The sequence below is a fragment of the Micromonospora sp. NPDC049201 genome (genome assembly GCF_055586805.1).
Genome location: NZ_JBVJHM010000012.1, coordinates 213,875 through 239,692 on the forward strand (window position 1 = coordinate 213,875; position 25,818 = coordinate 239,692).

Sequence of the window (25,818 nt, forward strand, 5' to 3'; positions counted from 1 at the left end):
GGCGGCGCCCCGCCCCGCCGCCCGCCCCACCGGGCGCCCCACGCCGGCCGGGGCCCCCCCCCCGGGGTACGGCGGGGCCCCTTCTTAACGCCAGGCGTTAAGAAGGGGCCCCTCCTTACACCTCAGCCGTCGCGGCGGGTGGTCCAGCGGAAGGTGGTCAGGCAGAGGATCAGGCCGATCACGCACCACGCGCCGAGTACCAGCGCGACCGTGCCCAGCTCGAACGAGCCGCCCGGCTCCTGGCCGCCGAAGCTGTCCGGGAGGAAGACCGAACGCAGGCCCTGGCACATCCACTTCAGCGGGAAGATCGCCGCGACCTGCTGCATCCAGGTGGGCAGGCTGGTGAAGACGAAGAACACGCCGGAGATGAACTGGAGGACCAACGCGACCGGGGTGACCACGGCCGAGCCGCTGCGGGCGGTGCGGGCCAGCGACGAGATGGCGATGCCGCAGAGCGTGCACGCGGTGACGCCGAGCACGGCGACCCAGCCGAACGTGAGCCACTTGGCGGCGGTCTGCGGCAGGTCCAGGTCGAACAGCGCCACCGACACGGCGAGCAACAGCGCGGTCTCGGCGACGCCGATCACCACCACCATGATCACCTTGCCGGCGAACCAGACCCACTTCGGCATCGGCGTGCCCCGGTAGCGCTTGAGCACGCCCCGGTCCCGCTCGATCGGGATCCAGATGCCGAGGTTCTGGAAGCTCACCGTCATCAGGCCGGTCGCGATCATGCCGGTGATGAAGTACTGCGTGTAGCTGACGCCCGGGGCGATCTCGTCGCTGAAGATCGCCGCGAAGATCAGGATCATGATGATCGGGAAGCCCATCGTGAACACGACGGACTCCCGGCTGCGCAGGAACTGGGTGATCTCCAGCCGGCCCTGGCGCAGCGCCAGCGCGCCCGCGCCGGTCCGCCGCGCCGGTGCGGCGACGACCGGGGCCGTCGGCTTCGTCGTGGTGGTCATCAGTGTCCGATCATCCGCAGGTAGACGTCTTCCAGGGTCGGCCGGGTCACGGTGAGGCCGGGCACCTCGCCGCCGAAGCGCGCGGCCAGGTCGTACACCAGCGCCGTCGGCGTCGCGGACTGCGCCGACCCGGGCGTCCCGTCCGGGTTACGCCAGGAGACGGTCGCCAGCGACTCCTGGCGGTTGCCCAGCATGTTCGGCGGCGCGACCTCCACCACCCGGCCGGCCGCGATCACGCCGACCCGGTCGGCGAGCGCCTCGGCCTCGTCCAGGTAGTGGGTGGTGAGCACGATGGTGGTGCCCGCGGCGGCCAGGTCCCGGATCAGTTCCCAGAACTCGCGCCGGGCCTCCGGGTCGAAGCCGGTGGTCGGCTCGTCGAGGAAGAGCAGCTCGGGGCGGCCGATGATGCCCAGCGCCACGTCCAGGCGGCGCTTCTGGCCGCCGGAGAGCGTGTGCGTGCGCGCCTTCGCCTTGGCGCCCAGCCCGACGCGTTCGACCACCTTGGCCGGGTCGTCGGCGCCGGGGTAGAAGCCGGAGAAGTGCCGGACCACCTCGCCGACGGTCAGCTCGTCGAACTCGCCGGTGCCCTGGAGCACGATGCCGACCCGGGACCGCCAGTCGGCGTCGGCGTGGGCCGGGTCGGTGCCGAGCACCCGCACCTCGCCGGCGTCGCGGTGCCGGTAGCCCTCCAGGATCTCGACAGTGGTGGTCTTGCCCGCGCCGTTCGGGCCGAGCAGGGCGAACACCTCGCCCCGGTGGACGTCCAGGTCCACCCCGGCCACCGCGACGTTGTCGCCGTACGTCTTGCGCAGTCCCCGTACCGAGATCGCGAGCTGCTGGTCCATGGCTCAAGTGTGCGTCCTGCGGCCCTCGGCCCGGTCCCGGGGTTAGCTATATACGCGAGGTATACACTCGGTGTAGTATCGCCGCATGACCGTTCCCCTGACCCTGCTCGGCCTGCTCGAACGCGAACCGAGCCATGGCTACGACCTGAAACGCGACTACGACACGTTCTTCGGGCGCGGCAAACCGCTGCCCTACGGGCAGGTCTACTCGACGCTGAGCCGGCTGGCCCGGGACGGCAAGGTGATGGTCAGCGACGTCGCCCCCGGTGCCGGGCCGGACCGCAAGCGCTACGTGATCACCGACCGGGGCGCCACCGAGGTGGAGCACTGGCTGACCGAGCCGGTGGAACCGGAACCCCACCTCCAGACCGTGCTGTTCGCCAAGGTCGTGCTCGCGCTGATGCTTGATCGTCCGGCCGAGGCGTACCTGGACACCCAGCGCGCCGCCCACCTGCACCGGATGCGCGAGCTGACCGAGGTCAAGCGGAACGGCGGGCTGGTCGACGTGATGCTCGCCGACCACGGCCTCTACCACCTGGAGGCGGACCTGCGATGGATCGAGGCGACCGGCGTCCGACTCGACGCGCTGCGGAAGGAGGTCCGGCGATGACCGTGACGATCGAGGCCCGCGACGTCACGTTCGCGTTCGGCGAGACCCCCGCCCTGCGCGGCGCGAGCCTGGCCGTGGAGGCCGGTGAGGTCGTCGCCGTGATGGGGCCCAGCGGCTCCGGCAAGTCGACGCTGCTGCACTGCCTGGCCGGCATCCTGGTGCCCGACTCCGGCGAGGTCCGCTTCGGCGACGTGCGGATCGACACGCTCGGCGAGGCCGACCGGAGCGCGCTGCGGCGGGACCGCTTCGGGTTCGTCTTCCAGTTCGGCCAGCTCGTCCCCGAACTCACCGCCGCGGAGAACGTCGCGCTGCCACTGCTGCTCGGCGGCATCCGGCGCGGGCCGGCGCTGCGGGCCGCGCACGGCTGGTTCGAGCGGCTCGGGCTGGCCGGTCTGGAGCACCGGCGATCGGGCGAGCTGTCCGGCGGGCAGGCCCAGCGGGTCGCGCTGGCCCGGGGCCTGGTCGCCCGCCCGCAGGTGCTCTTCGCCGACGAGCCCACCGGCGCGCTCGACTCGCTCACCGGCGAGGAGGTGATGACCCTGCTCGTCGACACCGCACGGGAACAGGGCACCACCGTCATCCTGGTCACCCACGAGCCGCGCGTCGCCGCGTACGCCGACCAGGAGGTCGTGGTGCGGGACGGCCGGATCAACGCCCCGGCCGGAGTCGCCTCGTGATCGCCCTCGCGCTGCGGCTCGCCGTCGCGGGCGGCCGGGAGGCGCTCGTCCGGCTGGTGGTCATCGCCGCCGCCGTCGCGATCGGCACCGGGCTGCTGCTCACCACCGTGGCCGGCGTGCACGCCACCAACACCCAGCTCGGCCGGTACGCCGCGATGTACCCGCAGGAGACGGCGGGGGGAACCGCCGATCCGCTGCTCTGGTCGACCCGGTACGACTACTTCCACGGCGCGCAGATCCTCCGCGTCGACGTCGCCGCCACCGGGCCGACCGCGCCCACCCCGGTCGGGGTGCCCCGGCCCCCCGGCCCCGGTGAGTGGTACGCCTCCCCGGCGATGCGGAAACTGCTTGCCACCACCCCGGCCGACCAGCTCGCCGACCGCTACCCGGGCCGCGACGTCGGCATCATCGGTCCGGCGGCGCTCACCTCGCCGGACGCCCTGCTCATCCTCGTCGGCGGCACCAGAGACCAGGTGGGCGCGTTGGCCGGGGTCCGGGAGGTCACCCGGCTGGACGGCAACCAGGCACCGCTGCCGGAGACCGCGATCGACCTCATCCTCGGCGTGGTGGCCGGCGGGCTGCTCTTCCCCGTGCTCATCTTCATCGGCACCGCGACCCGGCTCGGCGCCGCCCGCCGGGAGCAACGCTTCGCCGCGATGCGCCTGGTCGGGGCCACCCCACGACAGATCTCGGTGGTCGCGGCCGGGGAAGCCGCGCTCGCCGCGGCCGTCGGCGCCGCGGTCGGCTTCGCGCTGTTCCTCGCGTTCCGCCCGCAGCTCGCCGGGATCCCGTTCACCGGCATGCCGTACTTCCCCGACGACCTCGCCCTCGGCGTGCCGGACGTCCTGCTGGTGGCGCTCGGGGTGCCGGCGGGCGCGGCGGTCGCGGCCCGGGTCGCCCTGCGCCGGGTGCGGATCTCCCCGCTCGGCGTCACCCGGCGGGTGACGCCGAGGCCGCCGCGGGCGTACCGGTTGATCCCGCTCGTGCTCGGTTTCGCCGGCCTGGGCCTCGGCCTGCTCTACCGGCCCGTCACCGGCGACGGTCAGACCGCGCTCTTCCTGCCGTCCCTGCTGCTGGTGATGACCGGGCTGGTCACCGGCGGGCCGTGGCTGACCATGGTCGGCGCGCGGGCGCTGGCGGCCCGCGCCAGCCGACCGGCGGCGCTGATCGCCGCCCGCCGGCTCGCCGACAACCCGGCCGCCGGCTTCCGGGCGGTCAGCGGCGTGATGCTCGCGCTCTTCGTGACGACAGTGGCGGTCGGCGTGATGGGCACGATCGTCGCCGAGCGCGGTCCGGCCCCCCGGGGTTCGCTGGAGGCGGGTCGGCTGTCCTTCTATCTGGGGGACGACGCGCCGGTGCCCGCCACGCTGCTGGCCGACCTGGCCGCGGTCCCCGGGGTGCGCGACCCGGTGGTCGTCCGGGAGAACCCGGTGCACGGCGGCGACCGCGAGCCCGGCGTGATCGCTTGCGCGGACATCCCACCGGCCTACGGGCGGTGTCCGGCCGGGGCGGTCGTGGCCGAGGTGGCGCCGGACCTGGTGCCCTGGTTGGAGTCCGCCTCGGCGGATCGGGTCTGGTCGCCGTCGACGGTCGACCCGGCCGCGCTCGCGCGGCTGCCGGTGGAATCCGTGGCGCTCGACGCGGACGGTCCGGCCACGGTGGAGCGGGCCCGGACGGTCATCGAGGCCGCGTTCCCCGCCTACGTGGTCGCGCCGAACGTGCCAGGTGACTTCGAGTCCGACTTCGCCAACACGATGCGGGGCTGGCAGCGGTTGGCCGACGTGGTCGTGGTGGCCAGCCTCGTGCTCGCCGGATGCAGCCTGGCGGTCGGTGTGGCGGCCGGCCTCAGCGAACGGAAGCGGCCGTTCAGCCTGCTGCGGCTCAGCGGCGCGCCGGTGCGGCTGCTGCGCCGGGTGGTGGCGCTGGAGAGCGTGGTGCCGATGCTGACCGTCGCCGCGGTCGCGGTCGGGATGGGCCTGATCGCCGCGCACCTGTTCCTACGCGCGCAGATGCACTACGACCTGCGCCTGCCCGGGGTCGGCTTCGTCGCCGTGGTGGCCGTCGGGTTGCTCGGCTGCCTGGCCGTCATCGCCGCCACGCTGCCACTGCTGGAACGCGTCACCGGCCCGCAGACCGCCCGCAGCGAGTGACCCGCCCGGTGGGTCGGCCACATGTGCGGGCCCGGCCGACCCACCGGCGCGGACATCCAACTGTGTGGTTTTGCACAGCCGATTTTACTGAACGGTAACTTAGACTCCGGCCATGGACGACGCGATGCCGGCACGCCTGCCGGAGCGGGACCGCCCGTGGGTGATGCGCACGTACGCCGGGCACTCCTCCGCCGCGGCCTCCAACGCCCTCTACCGCCGCAACCTGGCGAAGGGGCAGACCGGGCTGTCGGTCGCGTTCGACCTGCCCACCCAGACCGGCTACGACCCCGACCACGAGCTGGCCGCCGGCGAGGTGGGTCGGGTCGGCGTGCCGGTGGCCCACCTCGGCGACATGCGCACGCTCGTCGAGGGCATCCCGCTGGCCGAGATGAACACCTCGATGACCATCAACGCGCCGGCGATGTGGATGCTCGCGCTCTACGGCACGGCCGCCGTCGAGCAGGGCGCCGAGCTGCGCCGCTGCGCCGGCACCACGCAGAACGACATCATCAAGGAGTACCTCTCCCGGGGGACGTACATCTTCCCGCCGGCCGCCTCGCTGCGACTGACCGCCGACGTCATCGCGTACACGCTGCGCGAGATGCCGCGGTGGAACCCGGTCAACATCTGCTCGTACCACCTCCAGGAGGCCGGTGCGACGCCGGTGCAGGAGGTCGGCTTCGCGCTCGCCACCGCGGTCGCCGTGCTGGACACCGTGCGCGACTCCGGCCAGGTGCCGGCCGAGCGGATGGGCGACGTGGTCCAGCGGATCTCCTTCTTCGTCAACGCCGGTGTGCGCTTCGTCGAGGAGATCGCCAAGATGCGCGCGTTCGGCGCGCTCTGGGACGAGATCACCCGCGACCGCTACGGCGTGACCGAGGCGAAGCAGCGCCGGTTCCGCTACGGCGTGCAGGTCAACTCGTTGGGCCTGACCGAGGCGCAGCCGGAGAACAACATCCAGCGCATCGTGCTGGAGATGCTCGGCGTCACGCTGTCCCGGGACGCCCGGGCCCGCGCCGTGCAGCTCCCCGCCTGGAACGAGGCGCTCGGCCTGCCCCGCCCGTGGGACCAGCAGTGGTCACTGCGCATGCAGCAGGTGCTGGCGTACGAGTCGGACCTGCTCGAATATCCCGACCTGTTCGACGGCTCGCACGTGATGACCGCGCTCGTCGACGACATCGTCACCGGTGCCCGGGTCGAGCTGGACAAGGTGCTGGAGATGGGCGGCGTGGTGACCGCCGTGGAGTCCGGCTACCTCAAGAGCGCGCTGGTCGCCTCGCTGGCCGACCGGCGCCGGCGGATGGAGGCCGGCACCGACGTGGTGATCGGCGTCAACCGGTTCACCGAGACCGAATCGTCCCCGCTGACCGCGGCCGGCGCCGAGGCGATCGAGCAGGTGGACCCGGCGGTCGAGGCGGCTGCCGCGGCCGGCGTACGCGAATGGCGGGCCGGCCGGGACGCGGCGGCGGTCGACGCCGCGCTGGCGCGCCTGCGCGCGGACGCCGCGACCACCGTGAACCTGATGCCGGCGACGCTGGCCTGCGTGGCCGCCGGGGTGACCACGGGGGAGTGGGCCGGCGCGCTGCGCCAGGTGTTCGGCGAGTACCGCGCGCCGACCGGGCTGACCGGCGCGGCCGGGGCCGGCGGCGACGCGAACCTCGCGGCGGTCCGGGAGCGGGTCGCCGCCACCGCGCGGGAGCTGGGCACCGGCCGGCTGCGGCTGCTGGTCGGCAAGCCGGGGCTGGACGGGCACTCCAACGGCGCGGAGCAGATCGCGGTACGCGCCCGCGACGCCGGCTTCGAGGTGGTCTACCAGGGCATCCGGTTGACCGCCGGGCAGATCGTGGCCGCCGCGGTGGAGGAGGACGTCGACCTGGTCGGGCTCTCCGTGCTCTCCGGTTCGCACCTGGCCGCCGTGCCGGCGGTGCTGGACGGGCTGCGCGCGGCCGGCCGGGGCGACCTGCCGGTGGTGGTCGGTGGCATCATCCCGCCCGCCGACGCGGAGACGCTGCGGGCCGCCGGCGTGGCCCGGGTGTTCACGCCGAAGGACTTCGCGCTCACCGGCATCATCGACGAGCTGGTCACCGTCATCCGCGAGCGGATGTAAGGCGGGGCCCCTGCTTAACGCCTCCGGTAGAGGCCTGGCACCCGCTTGACGCCGGATCCGGCCCGCTAAAGCGGTGAAAGCCCTAAAGTGGGGCAAGACACCCACGGAAGGGCGGAAAGATGACCGCGTCGATGGAGATGCCCCGGGTCCAGGAGTGCGCCGTCCGATCCTGCGCCTACAACCACACGAACGACTGCCACGCGTTCGCCATCACGATCGGCAGCAGCGACCACGCGCACTGCCACACGTTCGTGGAGCTGCCGGTGCGCGGCGGCATCGACCAGCTCGTCGCGCAGGTCGGCGCCTGCTCCCGCGCCGACTGCCAGCACAACTCCGACCTGGAGTGCCACGCCCCCGCCATCACCGTCGGCCCGGACAACGACATGGCCGACTGCATGACCTACCGCAGCCGCTGAGCGACCGGCGCGCTCGGACGCGGAAGCCGGCGGTCGGACGCGGAAGCCGGCGGCGCGGTCAGACGCGGAAGCCGGCGGCCCGCGCCGCCGCGCGTTCCCGGCGGCGGTCCTTCCGGCGGCGGAACACCCAGACCACGAAGACCACCAGGCCGACCGCGAACACCAGCACCAGCACCGGCAGCAGGATCGCCGCCACCGACATGACCACGCTCGTCGCGTCCTCGGCGGTGCTGGCTACCGGTGCGCCGAAACCGGCCGTGGTGGCGTTGATGACCGGCCGGGCGGCGGCCTTGAGCAGGTGCACGCCGAGCGCGATCAACACGCCCACCACCACCGGCACCCACTGGTGGGTGGAGAAGAACGTGTCCGGGTCGCTGACCGTGACCGTCTCCGAGCCGGACCCGGCGCCGAAGGCCAGGCCGCCGGCGGTCGGCCGGACCACGGTCTGCACCATGTCGTTGACGTGGTCGACCACGGGCACCTTGTCGGCCACCACCTCGACCGCCAGCAGGACGGCGAGGATCGCCAGCACCCAGCCGTTGCCGAGCCACTGCCAGCCGCTCGGCAGCTCGATCAGGTCGGTGTAGCGGGCCAGCAGGCCCATCAGCATCAGCGGGATGTAGGCGTTCAGGCCCGCCGAGGCGGCGAGACCGGAACCGGTGAGGACTTCGAGCACGATTTCAGAATGGCACCGGTGCGCCAGTGGCGCTCGTCGGCGTCGGTCGAGGGCTCGGCTACCCTCGTCGGGTGCGGTTGGTCATTGCGAAGTGCTCGGTGGACTATGTCGGACGGCTCTCGGCGCACCTGCCGCCGGCCACCCGGCTGCTCATGGTCAAGGCGGACGGCTCGGTGTCGATCCACGCGGACGACCGGGCCTACAAGCCGTTGAACTGGATGAGCCCGCCATGCCGGCTGGAGGAGGCGCCCGGCGTCTGGCGGGTGGTCAACAAGGCCGGCGAGGAGCTGCGCATCACACTGGAGGAGATCTTCCAGGACACCTCGTACGCGCTGGGCGTCGACCCCGGGCTGCGCAAGGACGGCGTGGAGGCGCACCTCCAGGAGCTGCTCGCCGCCAACCCGGGCACGCTCGGCGAGGGCTACACGCTGGTCCGGCGGGAGTACATGACCGCGATCGGGCCGGTCGACCTGCTCTGCCGGGACGCCGACGCCGGCGCGGTCGCGGTCGAGGTGAAGCGGCGCGGCGAGATCGACGGGGTGGAGCAGCTCACCCGCTACCTGGAGCTGATGAACCGGGACCCGCTGCTCGCGCCGGTCACCGGCGTGTTCGCCGCGCAGGAGATCAAGCCGCAGGCCCGGGTGCTCGCCGCCGACCGCGGCATCCGCTGCGTCGTGGTCGACTACGACAAGCTGCGCGGCATCGAGCGCGACGAGCTGACGCTGTTCTGAGCCGGGACGAGCTGACGCTGTTCTGAGCCGGGACGAGCTGACGCTGTTCTGAGCCGGGACGAGCTGACGCTGTGCTGAGCCGGGACCGCCCGGCCCGGGCGGTCAGCGCTTCCGGCCGTACATCAGCTTGGCGACCTTGACCAGGCGGGCGACGTCGGCCGGGGTGCGCTCGAACGTCATGGCCGGCAGCAGTGAGCGGGCCCGGCGGCGGGTGACCGCCTTGGGGCGGCCGAACTCGCGCAGCCCGTCCTCGCCGTGGATCCGCCCGAAGCCGGACTCGCCGGTGCCGCCGAACGGCAGCGTGGACATGCCGGCGAAGGTCAGCGCCGAGTTCACCGAGGCCATCCCGGAGCGCAGCCGCCGCGCCACGGCCACCGCCCGCGCCCGGCCGAAGACCGAACCCCCGAGCCCGTACGGCAGCGCGTTGGCGCGCTCGACGGCCTCGTCGACGTCGCGGACCCGGTTGACGGTCAGCGTCGGCCCGAACGTCTCCTCGCGAACGGCGGCGGAGTCCTCCGGCACGTCGACCAGCACGGTCGGGTGCACGTACGGCGGCTGGACCGCCTCCGGGCCGCCGAGCACCGCCCGGCCGCCCCGGGCGACCGCGTCGTCGATGTGCCGCCGGATCACGTCGATCTGGGACGGCATCGTGATCGGGCCGAGGTCGGTGCCGTCGGCGCCCACGGTCAGCCGGCCGGCCTTCGCCACCACCTTGTCGACGAACGCGTCGAAGACCTGGTCGACCGCGTAGACCCGCTCGATGCCGATGCAGGTCTGGCCGGCGTTGGTCAGCCCGCCCCAGACGGCCGCCTCGGCGGCGGCGTCCAGGTCGGCGTCCGAGTCGACGATCATGGCGTCCTTGCCGCCGGCCTCCAGCAGCACCGGGGTGAGCGTCTCGGCGCAGGCCGCCATGACCTTCTTCGCGGTGGCGGTCGAGCCGGTGAAGGCCACCTTCGCCACGCCGGAACGGCACAGCGCCGCGCCGACGTCGCCGAGCCCGTGCACCGCCTGGAACACCGGCTGCTCCGGCACCACCTCGGCGAACCGGTCGACCAGCCACTGGCCCGCCGCCGGGGTGTACTCGCTCGGCTTGAACACCACCGCGTTGCCGGCGGCCAGCGCGTACGCCGCCGAGCCGATCGGGGTGAAGACGGGGTAGTTCCACGGACCGATCACGCCGACCACGCCGTACGGCTGGTATTCCAGGTGGCCGGTGAACTCGGCGAGGATCAGCCGGGAGCGGACCCGTCGGGGCCCGAGCACGCGCCGGGCGTTGCGGGCCGCCCAGTCGACGTGCTCCAGCGCGGTGAGGATCTCCACCACGGCGTCGCCGACCGGCTTGCCGCCCTCGGTGTGCATCAGGTCGGCCAGCTCCTCGATGCGCCGGGCGAGCACGCCGCGCCAGCGCTGGAGCCGGTCCCGCCGGCCGGTGAAGCCGAGGCCGGCCCACCACTCGCCGGCCGGCCGGGCCCGGGCGACGGCGGCGCGCACGTCCGCCTCGGTCGCCACCGGGAGCCGCCCGGCCTCCGCGCCGGTCGCCGGGCTGGTCGACACCAGTCGACCGGCCTCGATGAGCGGGGTTCCGGGGAGATGCACTGCGGTCATGGCCGAAGTCTAGACCCGAATATTACTCATGGGTAGGTGGCGGAGGCCCGCTACGCTGCCCGGACCGACGGTCGTCATATCGACGTACGTGATGGCCGATCGCGCCCTTCCCCGCCAGCCGAACGGCGAACGGGAGATGACCGGGCGGGGTCGCGGTGGTGACCGCGCGGTGGTGGGAGCCACTACGGTGAGGTGGCAGGCTGACGCCGCGGGGCGATGTGGGGTGGAGGTCGACTGTCCATGGAGGAGCATCCGGAGTTGATGCCGTTGCTGACGGTGTCGGGCGGGGCGATGCGGGGGCTCAGATTTCGGGTCGGCCGGGGCGTGCAGGTGATCGGCCGGGCGCCGACCGCCGACGTCGTACTCGCCGACCCGCACCTGAGCCGGCGGCACGCCACCATCCAGGCCACCGCGGAGGGGGTGCTGCTCACCGACCTCGGCTCGACCAACGGCACCTGGCTCAACGACATCCGGATCACCGGCAGCGTGCCGATCTCCGACGGGGACGTGGTCCGGCTCGGCCGCACCGACCTGCGCCTCTACGACCCCGGCGTGGCCCTGACCGACCCGGTCGGGATGACGTTCGGCGCGCCCCGCCGCGACCAGCGGCCCACGCTGCCGCTGCCGGTCCCGGCGCCCCGACAGTCGATCGAGTCCCGCGAGGCGCAGCCCGCCGACGCCCGCTGACCGAACGCACGAACGCGCGCACTCGCGCACTCACGCGTTCGCCGTGCGCGCGAATTCACGGAAAGTGTGGCTGTCGCGGGCCGAATGGCCGCACCTTCCGTGAAACAGGGCGCGCGGGGTGGGGCGGCGGTGTGTGGGGCGGGCACATGGCTTCCCGGCGGGCGGTGTGCCAGCATGCGCTGATGCGGAGCGCGCGGCACACGGTCCAGGCCAACGGCATCACCCAGGCGGTCCGGGTGGCCGGGCCCCTCGACGGCGTGCCGGTGCTGCTGGTGCACGGCAACGTCTCGTCGTCGGCGTTCTGGGAGCCGCTGCTGCCGGAACTGCCGGCGACGCTCCGGGTGGTCGCGCCCGACCTGCGTGGCTACGGCGAGACCGACACCGCGCCGGTCGACGCCACCCGCGGCGTCGGTGACTTCGCCGACGACGTGGCCGCCCTGCTCGACACCCCCGGGCTGTTCGCCCCCGGCGCCCGGCCGGTGGTGGTCGGGCACTCGCTCGGCGGCGGCGTGGCGATGCGGCTGCTCGTCGACCGGCCGGAACGGGTGGCCGGGCTGCTGCTGGCGGCGCCGGTGTCCCCGTACGGCTTCGGGGGCACCCGGGACCTCGACGGCGCTCCCACCACGCCCGACTTCGCCGGCACCGGCGCGGGCGGCGCGAACCCGGACTTCGTGGTCCGGCTCGCCGCCGGTGACCGGGGCGCCGACGGCCCCACCAGCCCGCGCAACGTGCTGCGCGCCGCGTACGTGGCCGACCCGGCGTCGCTCGGCGACCACGAGGACCTGCTGCTGGCGAGCATGCTGACCACCGCCACCGGGGACGACAACTATCCCGGCACCGCGGCCGCCTCGGACCACTGGCCGGGGACCGCCGCCGGGCGGCGCGGCGTGCTCAACGCGCTGGCCCCGACCCACTTCCGGCTCGCCGACGAGCTGGTCGCCGTGCCGGTCAAGCCGCCGGTGACCTGGGTACGCGGCGACGCCGACGTGATCGTCTCGGACACCTCGCTGTTCGACCTGGCGTACCTCGGTCAGCTCGGGATCGTGCCCGGCTGGCCCGGCGCCGAGGGGTGCCCGCCGCAGCCGATGGTCGGCCAGACCCGCGCGGTGCTGGACCGGTACGCGGCGGCCGGCGGGTCGTACCGGGAGGTGGCGCTGCCTGGCTGCGGGCACAGCCCGCACCTGGAACGGCCGGCCGAGTTCGTCGCCGAGCTGCTGGCGCTCGCCGGGGTGACCGCGCCCGCGTGAGACGTGGTGCGTGAAATATCCCACCGCGTCTCGACAACACAGCGTCACGTGGCAGACTCCGGCGCATAACCTTAGCGGCCGTTCATGTCGGCAACGGCGGAGGCAACCGAGGGAGGCCGGTCGTGGCGCGCGAGTTCACCCGGGTGGGCGTGGTGGGTCTGGGCACCATGGGTGCCGGCATCGTCGAGGTGTTCGCCCGCAACGGCGTCGACGTGACCGCGGTGGAGATCTCCGATGCCGCGCTGGAACGCGGCCGGGTCACGCTCACCGGTTCCACCGACCGCGCGGTGGCCAAGGGCAAGCTCGCCGAGGCCGACCGGGACGCGCTGCTGGCGCGGGTGGACTTCCGGGTCGGGCTGGGCGCGCTGCACGACGTGGACCTGGTGATCGAGGCGGTGCCCGAGCACCTGGACCTCAAGCAGCGGATCTTCGCCGAGCTGGACCGGGTCTGCAAGCCCGACGCCATCCTGGCCACCAACACCTCGTCGCTGAGCGTCACCGAGATCTCGGTCGCCACCACCCGGCCGAACCAGGTCATCGGCATCCACTTCTTCAACCCCGCCCCGGTGATGAAGCTGGTCGAGGTGGTTCGCACGGTGGTCACCTCCGCCGAGGTGGTGGCCGACGTGGAGGCGCTCTGCGCCCGCCTCGGCAAGGTTGACGTGACGATCAGCGACCGGGCCGGCTTCATCGCGAACGCGCTGCTCTTCGGCTACCTGAACCACGCGGTCGGCATGTTCGAGGCGCGCTACGCCACCCGCGAGGACATCGACGCCGCCATGAAGCTCGGCTGCGGCCTGCCGATGGGCCCGCTGGCGCTGATGGACCTGATCGGCCTGGACACCGCGTACGAGATCCTGGACACGATGTACCGGCGCGGCGGCCGGGACCGCCGGCACGCCCCGGCCCCGCTGCTCAAGCAGATGGTCACCGCCGGGCTGCTGGGCCGGAAGTCCGGCCGCGGCTTCTACACCTACGAGCGGCCGGGCTCGCCGAAGGTCGTACCCGACGAGCACACGCCGATGGCCGCGGAGGCCGCGACCGCCGACGGCGCGCGCGTGGTCGCGAAGGTCGGTGTGGTCGGCTCCGGGACCATGGCCACCGGCATCATCGAGGTCTTCGCCAAGGCTGGCTACGAGGTCATCTCGGTGACCCGGGGCGCGGAGAAGTCCGCCAAGGTCTGCGAGACGGTCAAGACCTCGCTCAACAAGGGTGTCGTCCGGGGCAAGCTCGCCGAGACCGACCGGGACGCCGCGCTGGGCCGGATCACCTGGTCCGCCACGCTGGAGCACCTCGCCGACGTCGACCTGGTGGTCGAGGCCGTGGTCGAGGAGCTGAGCGTCAAGAAGGCGCTGTTCGCCAGCCTGGACGAGATCTGCAAGCCGGGCGTGGTGCTCGCCACCACCACCTCGTCGCTGCCGGTGATCGACGTGGCGATGGCCACCCAGCGCCCGGCCGACGTGATCGGCCTGCACTTCTTCAACCCGGCGCCGATCATGCCGCTGGTGGAGATCGTGCGGACCATCCGCACCTCCGCCGAGACGTCCGCCACCGCCCGCGCGGTCTGCGCCACGCTCGGCAAGACCGGCGTGGTCTGCGGCGACCGGTCCGGTTTCATCGTCAACGCACTGCTCTTCCCGTACCTGAACGACGCGGTGAAGATGCTGGAGGCCAGCTACTCCACCGCCGACGACATCGACCACGCGATGAAGCTCGGCTGCGGCTACCCGATGGGCCCGTTCGAGCTGCTCGACGTGGTCGGCCTGGACGTCTCGCTGGCCATCCAGCGGGAGCTGTACCTGGAACTGCGCGAGCCCGGCTTCGCGCCGGCGCCGCTGCTGGAGCACCTGGTCACCGCCGGCTACCTGGGCCGCAAGAGCGGTCGCGGGTTCCGCGACCACACCAGCCGCTGACCGGTCAACGGCCCGCGCCGGTGACGGCGTCATGAGGGTGTGACCTTCGAGGAGTACGTCGGCAGCCGGGGCCCGGCCCTGTTACGCCTGGCCCGGCTGCTGACCGGCGACGCGCACCGCGCCGAGGACCTGACCCAGGACGTGCTGGCCCGCGCGTACGTGCACTGGCGGCGGATCGCCCGCGCCGACCGGCCCGACGTGTACGTACGCCGGATGCTGGTCAACGCCAACCACTCCTGGTGGCGGCGGCGGTCCAACCGTGAGCTGGCGATGGACACGTTCGCCGAGCGGCCCGAGCGGGGCGACCTCGACAACGAGGCGGCCGACCGGGACGAGATGTGGCGGCTGATCCGCGCCCTGCCCGACCGCCAGCGCGCCGTGCTCGTGCTGCGCTACTACGAGGACCTGGACGACGCGACGATCGCCCAGATCCTCGACTGCTCCCCGGTCACCGTCCGCACCCACGCGATGCGGGCGCTCGCCCACCTCCGGGAGCGCTGCGGCGTCCCGACGACCAAGGGGAGCCGGCCGTGACCGACCTCGACCAGCGGATCGCCTCAGTGCTGCGGGAGCACGCCGAAGGGGAGACCGACACCGGCCGCCTGCTGCGCGGTTCCCGCACGCTCGGTCGGCGTCGGCAGGCGCGCCGCCGGGCCGCCGCCGGCACCGCGGTTGCCCTGGTCGGCGTGCTCGGCCTCGTCGGGGTGGAGCGGGCGGACGTGGGCGGGCTGGCGGGGCGCCTGCCCTGGACCGCCACCACGCCGGCGACGCCCCCGGTGCCGCCGACGGCCGACGGGGTGCCGGGGGCGGCCACCGACCCGGCCCGGATCGGCGCCGACCCGCGGGTGCTGCACTTCGGCGTCGACCCGACCCAGGTCCGTTACCTGAACTGGGAGGTCCTCGGCCAGGTCGAGTCGGTCCAGGTGGACACTGGGGACGGGCCGCCGGTCACGGTGCAGGTGGCGCGTTCCCGGCAGGAACTCGACGTCCGCGAGATCGAGGGGTTCTCGGCGAAGGTGAGCCGGGAACGGCTCGGGTTCGACGGTGAGCGCTGGTCCAGGGTCGGCACGGACGGTCGCACACCCGTCGCCTGGATCCAGTCCTGGCAGCCCGCACCGGGAGTCTTCGCCCGCGCGGCCACCAGCAGCGGTGACCTCTCGGTGCTGGCCCGAGCGGTGAACGCCCTCCGATGGGACGAGGCGCGCCGGTGCGCCGCACCGGTCCGGATCGACGCGCTTCCGAACGGATCGATGGTCAACTCGTGCCGCGCCGACGTCTCCTCGTACCCGAAGTTGGTCACCGCCCAGTTCTCGGTGATGCGGAACGGCGCGACGATGACCGTCTGGTATCGCTACGCGGTGGGCGCCGGCACGAGCACCAAGGCCAACCGGTCGTACGCCGGCCGGCCGGCGTACCTGGTGCCTGGTGGATGGACGCTCGACCTGGTCGGCGTCCCGAAGGTGGAGCTGAGGGCCACCGTCGGCGCGGCGGCGCCCGGATTCACCGAGGCGGAGGCGGGGATGCTGCTTGCCGACGCGCGACTGGCGAAGGATCCGTCCGACCTGACGACGTGGCCCTGACCGTGCGAGATCCTGGTACGGAGCCGTCCCGGAAGCGCGGGGCCGTACCAGGATCGCCCGAATGCGGGCCGTACGCTTGGTGACCGTGAGCCCCCGTCGCAATCGGCCCCGCCGGGACGAGACCACCGGCCTGGACGCCGAACGAGCCCGCCACGGCGTGTCGACCGTGCAGCAGTGGCGCGACGGCGACTGGCAGGTGCGCGGGATCAGCGGCGGCGCGTCCGCCAAGACGTACCGTTGCCCCGGCTGTGACCAGGAGATCCGTCCGGGCGTGGCGCACCTGGTGGCCTGGCCGGCCGACGACCGGGGTGACCTGACCGACCGCCGGCACTGGCACAGCGGCTGTTGGCGGGCCCGGGACCGGCGTGCCCCCAACCTCCAGCGCGGCCGGGGCGCCCCCCGGCACGGCTGAGCGATCTGGATCACCCGGTTCCCGCCCCGGCGGGCGGCGGGGCCGGCGGCGCGGGACACTGGCACGGTGAGCACTCCGATTCGCGCGTCGTCGATCCTGCCCGGCCGCCGGGAGGACATCGAGCTGCACACCGCCGACGGGCTGACGCTCGTCGGCGAGCTGGCCCGGCCGGTGGACCGCGAGCCGGTCGGCACGCTGGTGTGCCTGCACCCGCTGCCCACCCACGGCGGGATGATGGACAGCCACGTGTTGCGCAAGGCCGCCTGGCGGCTGCCCGCGCTGGCCGACCTGGCCGTGCTCCGGTTCAACACCCGGGGCACCAGCAGCGTCCGAGGCACCAGCGAGGGGGCGTTCGACAACGCCGTCAGCGAGCGGTTCGACGTGGCCGCCGCGATCGAGTACGCCGAGTTCCACGAGCTGCCGAACATCTGGCTGGTCGGCTGGTCGTTCGGCACCGACCTGGCGCTGAAGTACGGCTGCGACCCGGCTGTCGCCGGCGCGATCCTGCTCTCCCCGCCGCTGCGCTTCTCCGCCCCGGAGGATCTCGCGGTCTGGGCCGAGTCGGGCCGACCGCTGACCGCCCTGGTGCCGGAGTTCGACGACTACCTGCGCCCGGACGAGGCCCGGCAGCGGTTCGCCGCCGTGCCGCAGGCCGAGGTGGTCGGCGTGGACGGCGCCAAGCACCTCTGGGTCGGCGACGCGGAGAAGGCGCTCGACGAGATCGTCCGGCGCGTCGCCCCGGGCGTGCCGGTGCCGCTGCCGACGAGTTGGGACGGCCCGATGGAGACCGGCGACGTCAGCGCGTACGCGGACCGGACGGTCGCCGCGTTCGCCGACACCCCGGTCCCCGGCCCCGCCCAGCGGCGCGCCGAGTAGCGCTCACCCAGCCGGCCGCCCTCCCCCGCGTGGACGGGGATGGGTGATCAAGGGGTGTGCGTCATCGCGGAGATCGACTGTGATGCGAACTCCTTGATCACTCCCGAGGAGGGTCAGTCCTTGTCGACGGTGACCGCGCTGGGCTTGGCGCTGCGCTCGTCGGTGGTGGGCTTGGTCGGGCGCTTGCCGTTCTCGCCGGTGCTGGTGATCTTCGTCGGGGTGGCGCCCCGGCCACCCTCGCCCGGCACGGCGGCCACGGTGGGCTCCCCGTCGACACCCGCGCCGGCGGCCGAGTCCATCGTGGTCACCGGTTCCGCGATCGGCTTCGCCGTGCCGGCCTCCGCCGGCTCGCCGGCCGACCGGGTCCCGCCAGGCTCCGGCCCGGCGCCGTTGGCCGTCACCGTGGCGGTGCCCCTCGCCGGGCCACGACCCACCGGGGCGCCGCCACCCACGGGTACGCCGTCCCCGGCCGGCCGGCCGCCGGTAGCGGCGGTGGCCAGCTCCGCCGGGTCGACCGGGGTGGCCGAGATGCCGGCCGAGTCGGCGTCCCGACGCAGCTCGGTGAGCCGGCGCTCCAGGTCGTCGGACTCCTGCCGGGACTTCCACGTCGCGGTGCGCAGGTCGGCCAGCTCCTGCTGCGCCGTGGCGATCTCCAGCATCACGTGGGCGAGCTGCTGCCGGCCGGCGGCCACCTCCTGCTGGGTGGCGGCGAGGTGCTGCTGGGTGGTGGCCAGGTGCTGCTGGGTGGTGGCCGCGTACTCCTCGAACTGGCGACGCGAGGCCGCCACGTGCTCGTCGGCCCGGCGGCGCTGCTCGGTGGCGTCCGCCTCGGCCCGGCGCAGCAGCTCGGCGGCCTCCAGCTCGGCCTGCTGCCGCATGGTGAGCGCGTCTTCCTCGGCGGCCTGCCGGATGCTCGCGGCGTTGCGCTCGATCTCGTCGCGCCGGGCGGCGTACGCCTGCTCCAGCTCCTCGTGCCGGCTGGTGTGCTGCTTGTCGAGCTCGTCGCGGCGCTTGGCGAACTCCTGCTCGGCGGCGGCGCGGCGCTGGGCCAGCTCCTTCTCCGCCTTCTCGCGCTGGCCGGCGACCTCCTTCTCCACCCCGGCCCGCCACGCGCCCAGCTCCTGCTGGGTCTGCGCGCGGGACTGCTGCACGTACGCCTCGGTCTCGGTGCGCATCCGCTGCACGTACGCCTCGACCTCGGCGCGGTTGCGCTTACCGGCCTCGGTGGCCTCGGTGGTGAGCCGGCTGGCCTCGGTGCGGGCCCGGCCGCGGGTGGCCTTGGCGGCCTCCTCCGCGTCGTCGACGATCTTCTTGGCCTCGGCGAGCGCCTTGGCGTGGGTGGCCCGGCCCGCCTCGGCGGCGGCGTCGGTGAGCCGCTTCGCCTCCTGCTGGCCCTTGACGTGCACCTCCTTGGCCGCCTCGCGGAGCTGGTTGGCCTCCTGCTGCGCCTTGGCCAGCACCTCCTTGGCCGCCTCGCGCAGCCGGGCCGCCTCCTGCTGGGCCCGGGCGTGGATCTCCTTGGCGGTGTCCCGTAGCTGGGTGGCCTCCTGCTGCGCCTTGGCCAGCGCGTCCTGGGCGGCCCGGCGCAGCTTCTCGGCCTCGTCCTGGGCAGCCGTACGCAGCTTGGCGGACTCGTCCCTGGCGGCCTTCAGCGTCGCCTCCGCCTCGGCCTTGCGGCTCGCGGTGTGCCGCTCCTCCTCGGCGCGGCGGGCGGCGAGCGCGATCTCGAAGTCCTTGAGCGCCTGCGCGGCCTGCTCCCGGGCCTCCTCGACGATGTGCTCGGCGGCGGCCCGACGGGCCTCGATCTCCTCGTTGGCGGCGGCGAGGATGTCGTCGGCCTGCTCCTCGGCCATGGTGAGGATCTGCTCGACCCGGGGACCGAGGTGCCGGAACGAGGCGCGGTCCACCACACCGACCTGCTTGCGCACCTGGGCGAGATCGCGCTGGAGCACCTCGACCTGGCCGGCGAGCTTGTGGATCTGGGTGTACGCCTGTTCCCGCTCGGTGGTCAGCGCCGCGATCTCGTGTTCCGCGCGGGCGACGTAGCGGTCGACCTGTCGTTTCTCGTATCCCCGCAGCGCGGACTCGAAGCTGGGCTCCGTGGTCACGTCCCCGCCGAGCGCGAACAGTTCCTCGCCGTGCGACATGCCCCCATCCTCACACGCCTCCGCCTCCACGGGGGCGATACGGACGCCCCTTCTGGGACCTACTTCACCCTCGTGGCGAAACGGGCCGGGGAAAGCATGACGGCGCGGGGCGGCACCGGTCACCCGGTGTCACCCCGCGCCGTGGCTCATGCCCCGTCAGCGGGTGGTGGCTCAGCCGGCCGACTCGGCCGTGACCTTCTGCCCGGAGGTGTCGGCCTTCGGCGCCTCGGCCGCCTTGTTGCCGCCCGCCGGCACGCCCGGCACGATGCCGGCCAGGCCGGAGAGCATCTGCCCGAGCTGGGAGGTGACCGCGTCCTTCTGGCGGGTCAGGTCCTCGACCTCGCGGCGGGCCGCCTGCGTGGTCAGCTCGGCCTCGGTGCGGGCCTCGTTGAGCACCCGCTGCGCCTCGGCCCGCGCCTCGTTGAGCGTCTTGTCGGCCAGCGCCTTGGCCTTGTCGACCGTGTCGTTGGCGGTGCGCTCGGACTCGACCCGGCGCGACTCGGCCCGCTGCTCGATCTCCTTGGCCCGCTCCTGGGCGGCCCGGGCCCGCTGCTCGGCCTCGTTGACCATCTTCTGGGTCTGCGTGACCTGGGCGGCGTGCCGCGCCGACTCCTCGCGCTCGGACTTCTCGCGCCGCTCGGCGAGCTGGAGCTCCAGGGCCTGGAGGTCCTTGTCGCGCTTGTCGCGCGCGTCGGTGAGCAGCTTGGTCGCCTCGGCCCGCTTCTCCTCGGCCTCCCGGGCGGCCTTGGCCCGCTGCTGGGTGATCTCCCGCTCGGCGGTGGCGCGCAGCGTGGCGACCTCCCGCTCGACCGTCGACTTCAGCTCGGCCACCTCGTGCGCGGTGACCGTACGCAGCTGCTTGGTCTCCCGGTCGGCGTCGGAGCGCAGCGTGTCCGCCTCCCGGCGGGCCTGCACGCGGACCTCGGCGGCCTCCCGCTCGGCGGCGGTGCGGACGGTGCCGGCCTCCCGCTCGGCGGTGGCCTTCATGGCGGCGGCCTCGGCGCGCGCCTTGTCGGTGATCTCGCGCGCCTCCAGGCGGGCGGCGGAGAGGATGCCCTCCGACTCGCGCTTGGCCTCGTTGCGGTGGTCGTTGGCCTGCTCCTCGGCCAGCCGCAGGATCTGCTCGACGCGGGTGCCCAGGCCGGAGAGGGTCGGCCGGCTGTTCTCCTCGAGCTGCTTGTTGGTCTCGGTGAGCTTCTGTTCGAGCGCGCCCTGGCGCTGCTCGGCCTGGCGGAGCCGGCGCTGGGCGTCGTTCATCCGCTGCTCGGCCTCGGCGCGGGCCTGCTCGGACTGGCTGAGTGCGGCGCTCAGCCGGCCGATGAAGTCGTCGACCTGGTTGGTGTTGTATCCGCGCAGGCCAACAGTGAAATCGGGCTGTGAGTTCGCGTTATCGAAGAACGCAAGAGGGGAGGACTGCTGCTGGGGCATTGGGACATACTCGCAGACCCCCCAGGGTGGTTCGCAAGAGTGGTCGGCAGCTTTCGCGTCCTCTTTACATGGTCAACTTCTGTCGGCCGGGGGACCGGACCAATCGGCGATCTTGGCAGGTCCCGGGCCGGACGGTGGTGCCGGACGGTCAGCGGGAAAGGGCCGCGGACGGGTGCCCGCGGCCCTTTGTGTTCACGACTGTCTTCATGACTGTCCGGGCGACAGTCGAATGGCGTCCCGCTCCGCCGGAAAGGCAATCCGTCGACGCCGTACGGTCAGTGCCCGCGGAACCGGTTGATCGCGCTTTCGTGCCGGGAGCGCAGCTCGGTGTCCCGGACGCCGAGCCCGTCGGTGGGCGCCAGGCAGCGCACGCCGACCTTGCCCTGGTGCGCGTTGCGGTGCACCTCGTACGCGGCCTGACCGGTCTGCTCCAGCGGGTACGTCCTCGACACCGTCGGATGCACCTTGCCGAGCGCGACGAGCCGGTTGGCCTGCCACGCCTCGTGGTAGTTGGCGAAGTGGCTGCCGACGATGCGCTTGAGGTGCATCCACAGGTAGCGGTTGTCGTACTGGTGCAGGAACCCGCTGGTGGAGGCGCAGGTGACGATCGTGCCGCCCTTCTTGGCGACGTAGACGCTGGCGCCGAACGTCTCCCGGCCGGGGTGCTCGAAGACGATGTCCGGGTCCTCACCGCCGGTCAGCTCGCGGATCCGTTCGCCGAAGCGCCGCCACTCGTCCTGGTCCTGCGTGTGCTCGTCGGACCAGAACCGGAAGCCCTCGGCGGTGCGGTCGATGACCAGCTCGGCGCCCATCCGCCGGCACAGCTCGGCCTTCTCCGGCGAGGAGACCACGCAGACCGGGATCGCGCCGCCGCCCAGCGCCATCTGGGTCGCGTAGCCGCCCAGGCCGCCGGAGGCGCCCCAGATCAGCACCACGTCGCCCTGCTTCATGTTCGCGCCGTGGTGCGAGACGAGCTGCCGGTACGCGGTGGAGTTGACCAGCCCGGGGCTGGCCGCCTCCTCCCAGCTCAGGTGGCGCGGCTTCGGCATGAGCTGGTTGGCCTTGACCACGCACAGCTCGGCCAGGCCGCCGAAGTTGGTCTCGAAGCCCCAGATCCGCTGCTGCGGGTCGAGCATGGTGTCGTCGTGGCCGGCGGCGTCCTCCAGCTCGACCGACAGGCAGTGCGCGACCACCTCGTCACCGGTCTTCCACCGGGTCACGCCGGGGCCGGTCCGCAGCACCACACCGGCCGCGTCCGAGCCGACCACGTGGTACGGCAGGTCGTGGCGGCGGGTCAGCTCGGAGAGCCGGCCGTAACGCTGGAGGAACTTGAACGTGGGCAGCGGCTCGAAGATGCTGGTCCACACCGTGTTGTAGTTGATCGCGCTGGCCATGACCGCGACCAGCGCCTCGCCCGGCCCCAGCTCGGGGGTGGGCACCTCCTGGACGTGCAGGGCCTTGCGCGGGTCCTTGTCCCGGGTGGCCATGCCCTCGAACATCCGGGTGTCCTCGGCCCGCACCACCACGCCCCGGTAGCTCTCCGGCACCGGCAGGCCGGCCAGGCCGGCAAGCTCCCGTTCCGGCCGCGCCGAGCCCTCCGTCGCCATGATCGCTTCAAGGATGTCCTGCACGGTGACCTCCCGTTCGTCAGCACCCGCACCGGGGCAGGGGTGCTGCCATCGTCGGCGCCGGTGCGACGGGACCGCCATGTCGGCAATCGACACATCCGGCACCGGTCGCGCTCCTGTGGGCCGGGACGTTACTGAACGGTAGCTTGGGTCGGAAGGGCTGTGTGAAAAACTGCATCGGCCGATGCGTGGAGATGTCCGTGGGAACGCGCCACCGCGCATGGCCGCGCGTGTTCCCACTTGTTAGGAAGGGCCCCTTGTTAACAGACGTCTGTTAACAAGGGGCCCTTCCTTGCGCCTCAGGCGGGTTGGACCAGCTCGATCAGCACGCCGCCGGCGTCCTTCGGGTGCACGAAGTTCACCCGGGAGTCCGACGTGCCGCGCCGGGGCGCCTCGTACAGCAGCCGGACGCCGCGCTCGCGCAGCGCCGCGCAGGCCACGTCGATGTCCGCCACCGTGTACGCGACCTGCTGGATGCCCGGCCCGCGCTTGTCCAGGAACTTGCCGATGGTGGTGTCCGGCGAGAGCGGGGCGAGCAACTGCACCATGCCGCCGGAGGCGTCCGGCCCGACCGCCAGCATCGCCTCGCGTACGCCCTGCTCGTCGTTGGTCTCGGTGTGCACGCAGCGCATCCCGAAGGTGCGCTGGTAGAAGTCGATCGCGGCGTCCAGGTCCGCGACCGCGATCCCGACGTGGTCGATGCGGCGCAGGCCGATGTCTGTGACAAACTCGGCAGCGGGCTCGACGGGGGAGTTCTCAGCCATGGCGCTAGTCTGACCGAACAATCGTTAAGGCGTACAGGTCGGCACCCCTCGGAGGCAGGCATGGCTTCGGTGATCGTCAGCGGCGCGCGAACCCCGATGGGGCGCCTGCTGGGCAACCTCAAGGACCTCCCCGCGACCGCACTCGGTGGCATCGCGATCAAGGCCGCGCTGGAGCGCGCCGGCGTGGCCCCGGACCAGGTGCAGTACGTGATCATGGGGCAGGTGCTCCAGGCCGGCGCCGGGCAGATCCCGGCCCGCCAGGCCGCCGTCGAGGCCGGCATCCCGATGTCCACCCCGGCGCTGACCATCAACAAGGTGTGCCTCTCCGGGCTGGACGCCATCGCGCTGGCCGACCAGCTCATCCGGGCCGGCGAGTTCGACATCGTGGTGGCCGGCGGCATGGAGTCGATGACCAACGCCCCGCACCTGCTGCTCGGGCAGCGCTCCGGCTACAAGTACGGCGACGTCACGGTCAAGGACCACATGGCGCTCGACGGTCTCACCGACGCCTGGGACTGCTGCTCGATGGGCGAGTCCACCGAGCGACACGGCGCGAAGCACGGCATCACCCGCCAGGAGCAGGACGCCTTCGCCGCCGCCAGCCACCAGCGCGCCGCCGCCGCCCAGAAGAACGGCCACTTCGCCGAGGAGATCACCCCGGTGATCATCCCGCAGCGCAAGGGCGACCCGCTGGTGGTCAGCGAGGACGAGGGCATCCGGCCGGACACCACCGCCGAGTCGCTGGGCCGGCTGCGTCCCGCCTTCGCCAAGGACGGCACCATCACCGCCGGCAGCTCCTCGCCGATCTCCGACGGCGCCGCCGCGGTGGTCGTGATGAGCAAGGCCAAGGCCACCGAGCTGGGCCTCACCTGGCTGGCCGAGATCGGCGCGCACGGCAACGTGGCCGGGCCGGACAACTCCCTGCACTCGCAGCCGTCCAACGCCATCAACCACGCGCTGCGCAAGGGCGGCCTGAGCCTGGACGACCTCGACCTCATCGAGATCAACGAGGCGTTCGCCGCGGTCGGCATCCAGTCCACCCGTGACCTCGGGATCAGCGCGGACAAGGTCAACGTCAACGGCGGCGCGATCGCGCTGGGCCACCCGATCGGCATGTCCGGCGCCCGGCTGGTGCTCACGCTGGCGCTGGAGCTGAAGCGGCGCGGTGGCGGCACCGGCGCGGCGGCGCTCTGCGGCGGTGGTGGCCAGGGCGACGCGCTGATCATCCACGTGCCGACGGGCGGCGAGTCGCACGCGTGAGTGACGTGACCAACCCGGCCACCCCTCCGGTGCGCCGCAGCCGCGACGTACCCCTGCTGGTCGAGCGGGCCCGCGCGGGCGACGCCCGTGCGGTGGCCCGGCTGATCACCCTGGTCGAGTCCGGCGACGAGGTGCTGCCGCAGGTCGCGGCGGCCCTCGCGCCGTACGCCGGGCACGCCCAGGTGGTCGGGCTGACCGGTTCGCCGGGCGTGGGCAAGTCGACCACCACGAACGAGCTGGTACGCGCGCTGCGGGCGCGCGGTCACCGGGTCGGTGTGCTGGCCATCGACCCGTCCAGCCCGTTCACCGGCGGGGCGATCCTCGGTGACCGGGTCCGGATGCAGGACCACGCCACCGATCCCGGCGTCTACATCCGCTCCATGTCCAGCCGGGGGCACCTCGGCGGGCTCTCCGCCGCGACGCCCCAGGCGGTGCGCGTGCTGGAGGGCGCCGGCTGCGACGTGGTGCTGGTGGAGACCGTCGGGGTGGGGCAGGCCGAGGTGGAGGTGGCCTCGCTTGCCGACACCACGCTGGTGCTGCTCGCGCCGGGCATGGGCGACGCGATCCAGGCGGTCAAGGCCGGCATCCTGGAGATCGCCGACGTGTTCGTGGTGAACAAGGCCGACCGGGACGGCGCGGACGCCACGGTCCGCGACATCCAGGGCATGATCGCGCTGGGCGAGCGTGGGCCGGGGGAGTGGCGTCCGCAGGTGGTGCGCGCGATCGCGGCCCGCGCCGAGGGCATCGACGACATCGCCGCCGCGATCGACAAGCACCGCGACTGGCTGGAGCGCCACGACGAGCTGCGCCGTCGCCGGGAGGCGCGGGCCGCCGCCGAGATCGAGGCGATCGCGCTGGGCGCGCTCCGCGCCCGGATCGGCTCACTGCGCGACGGTACGCAGCTCCCCGAGCTGGCCGCGAAGGTCGCCCAGGGCGCCCTCGACCCCTACGCCGCCGCCGACGACCTCCTCACCCAACTCGCCCCCTGACCCCCTGACCCCCTGACAGTGATGATGTGGGAGCGGGTCACCCGGCCGGTCTGACTCACCCTCTGACTGACCGTGGTGTCTTCTAGGGGATTCGTCGGCTTG

The 25,818-nt window shown here is 73.1% G+C and carries 23 protein-coding genes; 15 read left to right on the forward strand and 8 right to left on the reverse strand.

Translation table 11 applies throughout. The features are described 5' to 3' along the window. Positions 1–122 precede the first annotated feature (122 nt). Both ACZ6O5_RS25580 and ACZ6O5_RS25585 read right to left on the reverse strand, forming a co-directional pair. A complete protein-coding gene (locus ACZ6O5_RS25580; protein WP_465980269.1) occupies positions 123–968 on the reverse strand; it encodes an ABC transporter permease in 846 nt (281 codons plus the stop codon). Further along, a complete protein-coding gene (locus tag ACZ6O5_RS25585; protein ID WP_465980270.1) occupies positions 968–1,813 on the reverse strand; it encodes an ABC transporter ATP-binding protein in 846 nt (281 codons plus the stop codon). The genes ACZ6O5_RS25580 and ACZ6O5_RS25585 overlap by 1 nt, the downstream gene beginning before the upstream one ends. Positions 1,814–1,898: 85 nt before the next feature. Between ACZ6O5_RS25585 and ACZ6O5_RS25590 the strand changes: the two genes are divergently transcribed. The 5 genes from ACZ6O5_RS25590 to ACZ6O5_RS25610 all read left to right on the forward strand — a co-directional run bounded on the left by ACZ6O5_RS25590 (position 1,899) and on the right by ACZ6O5_RS25610 (position 7,773). Then, positions 1,899–2,423, forward strand: a complete 525-nt coding sequence (locus ACZ6O5_RS25590; RefSeq protein WP_465980271.1) for a PadR family transcriptional regulator — start codon at positions 1,899–1,901, stop codon at positions 2,421–2,423. After that, the gene (locus ACZ6O5_RS25595) at positions 2,420–3,100 is read left to right on the forward strand and encodes an ABC transporter ATP-binding protein (protein ID WP_465980272.1); all 681 of its coding nucleotides are present in this window, start codon (positions 2,420–2,422) and stop codon (positions 3,098–3,100) included. The genes ACZ6O5_RS25590 and ACZ6O5_RS25595 overlap by 4 nt, the downstream gene beginning before the upstream one ends. Next, complete coding sequence (locus ACZ6O5_RS25600) at positions 3,097–5,250, forward strand: FtsX-like permease family protein (protein ID WP_465980273.1); 2,154 nt, start codon at positions 3,097–3,099, stop codon at positions 5,248–5,250. Before ACZ6O5_RS25595 ends, ACZ6O5_RS25600 begins: the two co-directional genes overlap by 4 nt. A 112-nt stretch (positions 5,251–5,362) precedes the next feature. Continuing rightward, entirely contained in the window at positions 5,363–7,357 is a 1,995-nt protein-coding gene (locus ACZ6O5_RS25605; protein ID WP_465980274.1) for a protein meaA, read from the forward strand. 119 nt (positions 7,358–7,476) lie between these two features. Further along, positions 7,477–7,773, forward strand: a complete 297-nt coding sequence (locus tag ACZ6O5_RS25610) for a DUF1540 domain-containing protein (RefSeq protein WP_281937569.1) — start codon at positions 7,477–7,479, stop codon at positions 7,771–7,773. A 58-nt stretch (positions 7,774–7,831) separates the two neighbouring features. Here ACZ6O5_RS25610 and ACZ6O5_RS25615 read toward each other — a convergent pair whose 3' ends face one another. Continuing rightward, on the reverse strand, positions 7,832–8,449 hold the full coding sequence (locus ACZ6O5_RS25615) for a DUF4126 domain-containing protein (protein WP_465980275.1): 618 nt from the start codon (positions 8,447–8,449) through the stop codon (positions 7,832–7,834). 71 nt (positions 8,450–8,520) lie between these two features. Between ACZ6O5_RS25615 and nucS the strand changes: the two genes are divergently transcribed. Further along, positions 8,521–9,180 carry an endonuclease NucS gene (gene nucS / locus ACZ6O5_RS25620; protein WP_281937565.1) on the forward strand — a complete coding sequence of 220 codons (660 nt, stop codon included), beginning with the start codon at positions 8,521–8,523 and terminating at the stop codon, positions 9,178–9,180. Between the two features lie 102 nt (positions 9,181–9,282). Here nucS and ACZ6O5_RS25625 read toward each other — a convergent pair whose 3' ends face one another. Further along, entirely contained in the window at positions 9,283–10,785 is a 1,503-nt protein-coding gene (locus ACZ6O5_RS25625; RefSeq protein WP_465980276.1) for an aldehyde dehydrogenase family protein, read from the reverse strand. 240 nt (positions 10,786–11,025) lie between these two features. Here ACZ6O5_RS25625 and ACZ6O5_RS25630 point away from each other — a divergent pair, with 240 nt between their 5' ends. The 7 genes from ACZ6O5_RS25630 to ACZ6O5_RS25660 all read left to right on the forward strand — a co-directional run bounded on the left by ACZ6O5_RS25630 (position 11,026) and on the right by ACZ6O5_RS25660 (position 17,500). After that, complete coding sequence (locus ACZ6O5_RS25630; RefSeq protein WP_465980277.1) at positions 11,026–11,472, forward strand: FHA domain-containing protein; 447 nt, start codon at positions 11,026–11,028, stop codon at positions 11,470–11,472. Positions 11,473–11,654: 182 nt separating this feature from the next. Beyond that, complete coding sequence (locus ACZ6O5_RS25635) at positions 11,655–12,719, forward strand: alpha/beta hydrolase (RefSeq protein WP_465980278.1); 1,065 nt, start codon at positions 11,655–11,657, stop codon at positions 12,717–12,719. 122 nt (positions 12,720–12,841) lie between these two features. Next, entirely contained in the window at positions 12,842–14,632 is a 1,791-nt protein-coding gene (locus tag ACZ6O5_RS25640; RefSeq protein WP_465980279.1) for a 3-hydroxyacyl-CoA dehydrogenase family protein, read from the forward strand. A gap of 39 nt (positions 14,633–14,671) precedes the next feature. After that, on the forward strand, positions 14,672–15,166 hold the full coding sequence (locus tag ACZ6O5_RS25645) for a SigE family RNA polymerase sigma factor (RefSeq protein ID WP_465980280.1): 495 nt from the start codon (positions 14,672–14,674) through the stop codon (positions 15,164–15,166). Beyond that, entirely contained in the window at positions 15,163–16,212 is a 1,050-nt protein-coding gene (locus tag ACZ6O5_RS25650) for a hypothetical protein (RefSeq protein WP_465980281.1), read from the forward strand. Before ACZ6O5_RS25645 ends, ACZ6O5_RS25650 begins: the two co-directional genes overlap by 4 nt. A 79-nt stretch (positions 16,213–16,291) precedes the next feature. Beyond that, a complete protein-coding gene (locus ACZ6O5_RS25655) occupies positions 16,292–16,624 on the forward strand; it encodes a hypothetical protein (protein ID WP_281938573.1) in 333 nt (110 codons plus the stop codon). A gap of 66 nt (positions 16,625–16,690) precedes the next feature. Next, positions 16,691–17,500 (forward strand): alpha/beta hydrolase, encoded by an 810-nt coding sequence (locus ACZ6O5_RS25660; protein WP_465980282.1) that lies wholly within the window; start codon positions 16,691–16,693, stop codon positions 17,498–17,500. 113 nt (positions 17,501–17,613) lie between these two features. Here ACZ6O5_RS25660 and ACZ6O5_RS25665 read toward each other — a convergent pair whose 3' ends face one another. The 4 genes from ACZ6O5_RS25665 to mce form a co-directional block, all read right to left on the reverse strand. Next, complete coding sequence (locus ACZ6O5_RS25665; protein WP_465980283.1) at positions 17,614–19,647, reverse strand: coiled-coil domain-containing protein; 2,034 nt, start codon at positions 19,645–19,647, stop codon at positions 17,614–17,616. A 171-nt stretch (positions 19,648–19,818) separates the two neighbouring features. Then, positions 19,819–21,075, reverse strand: coding sequence for a DivIVA domain-containing protein (locus ACZ6O5_RS25670; protein ID WP_465980284.1), 1,257 nt, complete (start codon positions 21,073–21,075; stop codon positions 19,819–19,821). Between the two features lie 275 nt (positions 21,076–21,350). Beyond that, positions 21,351–22,706: a crotonyl-CoA carboxylase/reductase gene (gene ccrA / locus ACZ6O5_RS25675; RefSeq protein ID WP_465980285.1), complete on the reverse strand. Its 1,356-nt coding sequence runs from the start codon at positions 22,704–22,706 to the stop codon at positions 21,351–21,353. 296 nt (positions 22,707–23,002) lie between these two features. Continuing rightward, on the reverse strand, positions 23,003–23,467 hold the full coding sequence (gene mce, locus ACZ6O5_RS25680) for a methylmalonyl-CoA epimerase (RefSeq protein ID WP_107157028.1): 465 nt from the start codon (positions 23,465–23,467) through the stop codon (positions 23,003–23,005). A 60-nt stretch (positions 23,468–23,527) separates the two neighbouring features. On the opposite strand from mce, the gene ACZ6O5_RS25685 reads away from it, so the two are divergent. After that, positions 23,528–24,727, forward strand: a complete 1,200-nt coding sequence (locus tag ACZ6O5_RS25685) for an acetyl-CoA C-acetyltransferase (RefSeq protein ID WP_405090965.1) — start codon at positions 23,528–23,530, stop codon at positions 24,725–24,727. After that, positions 24,724–25,716, forward strand: a complete 993-nt coding sequence (meaB, locus tag ACZ6O5_RS25690; protein ID WP_465980286.1) for a methylmalonyl Co-A mutase-associated GTPase MeaB — start codon at positions 24,724–24,726, stop codon at positions 25,714–25,716. Before ACZ6O5_RS25685 ends, meaB begins: the two co-directional genes overlap by 4 nt. The last annotated feature ends 102 nt before the right edge of the window (positions 25,717–25,818 follow it).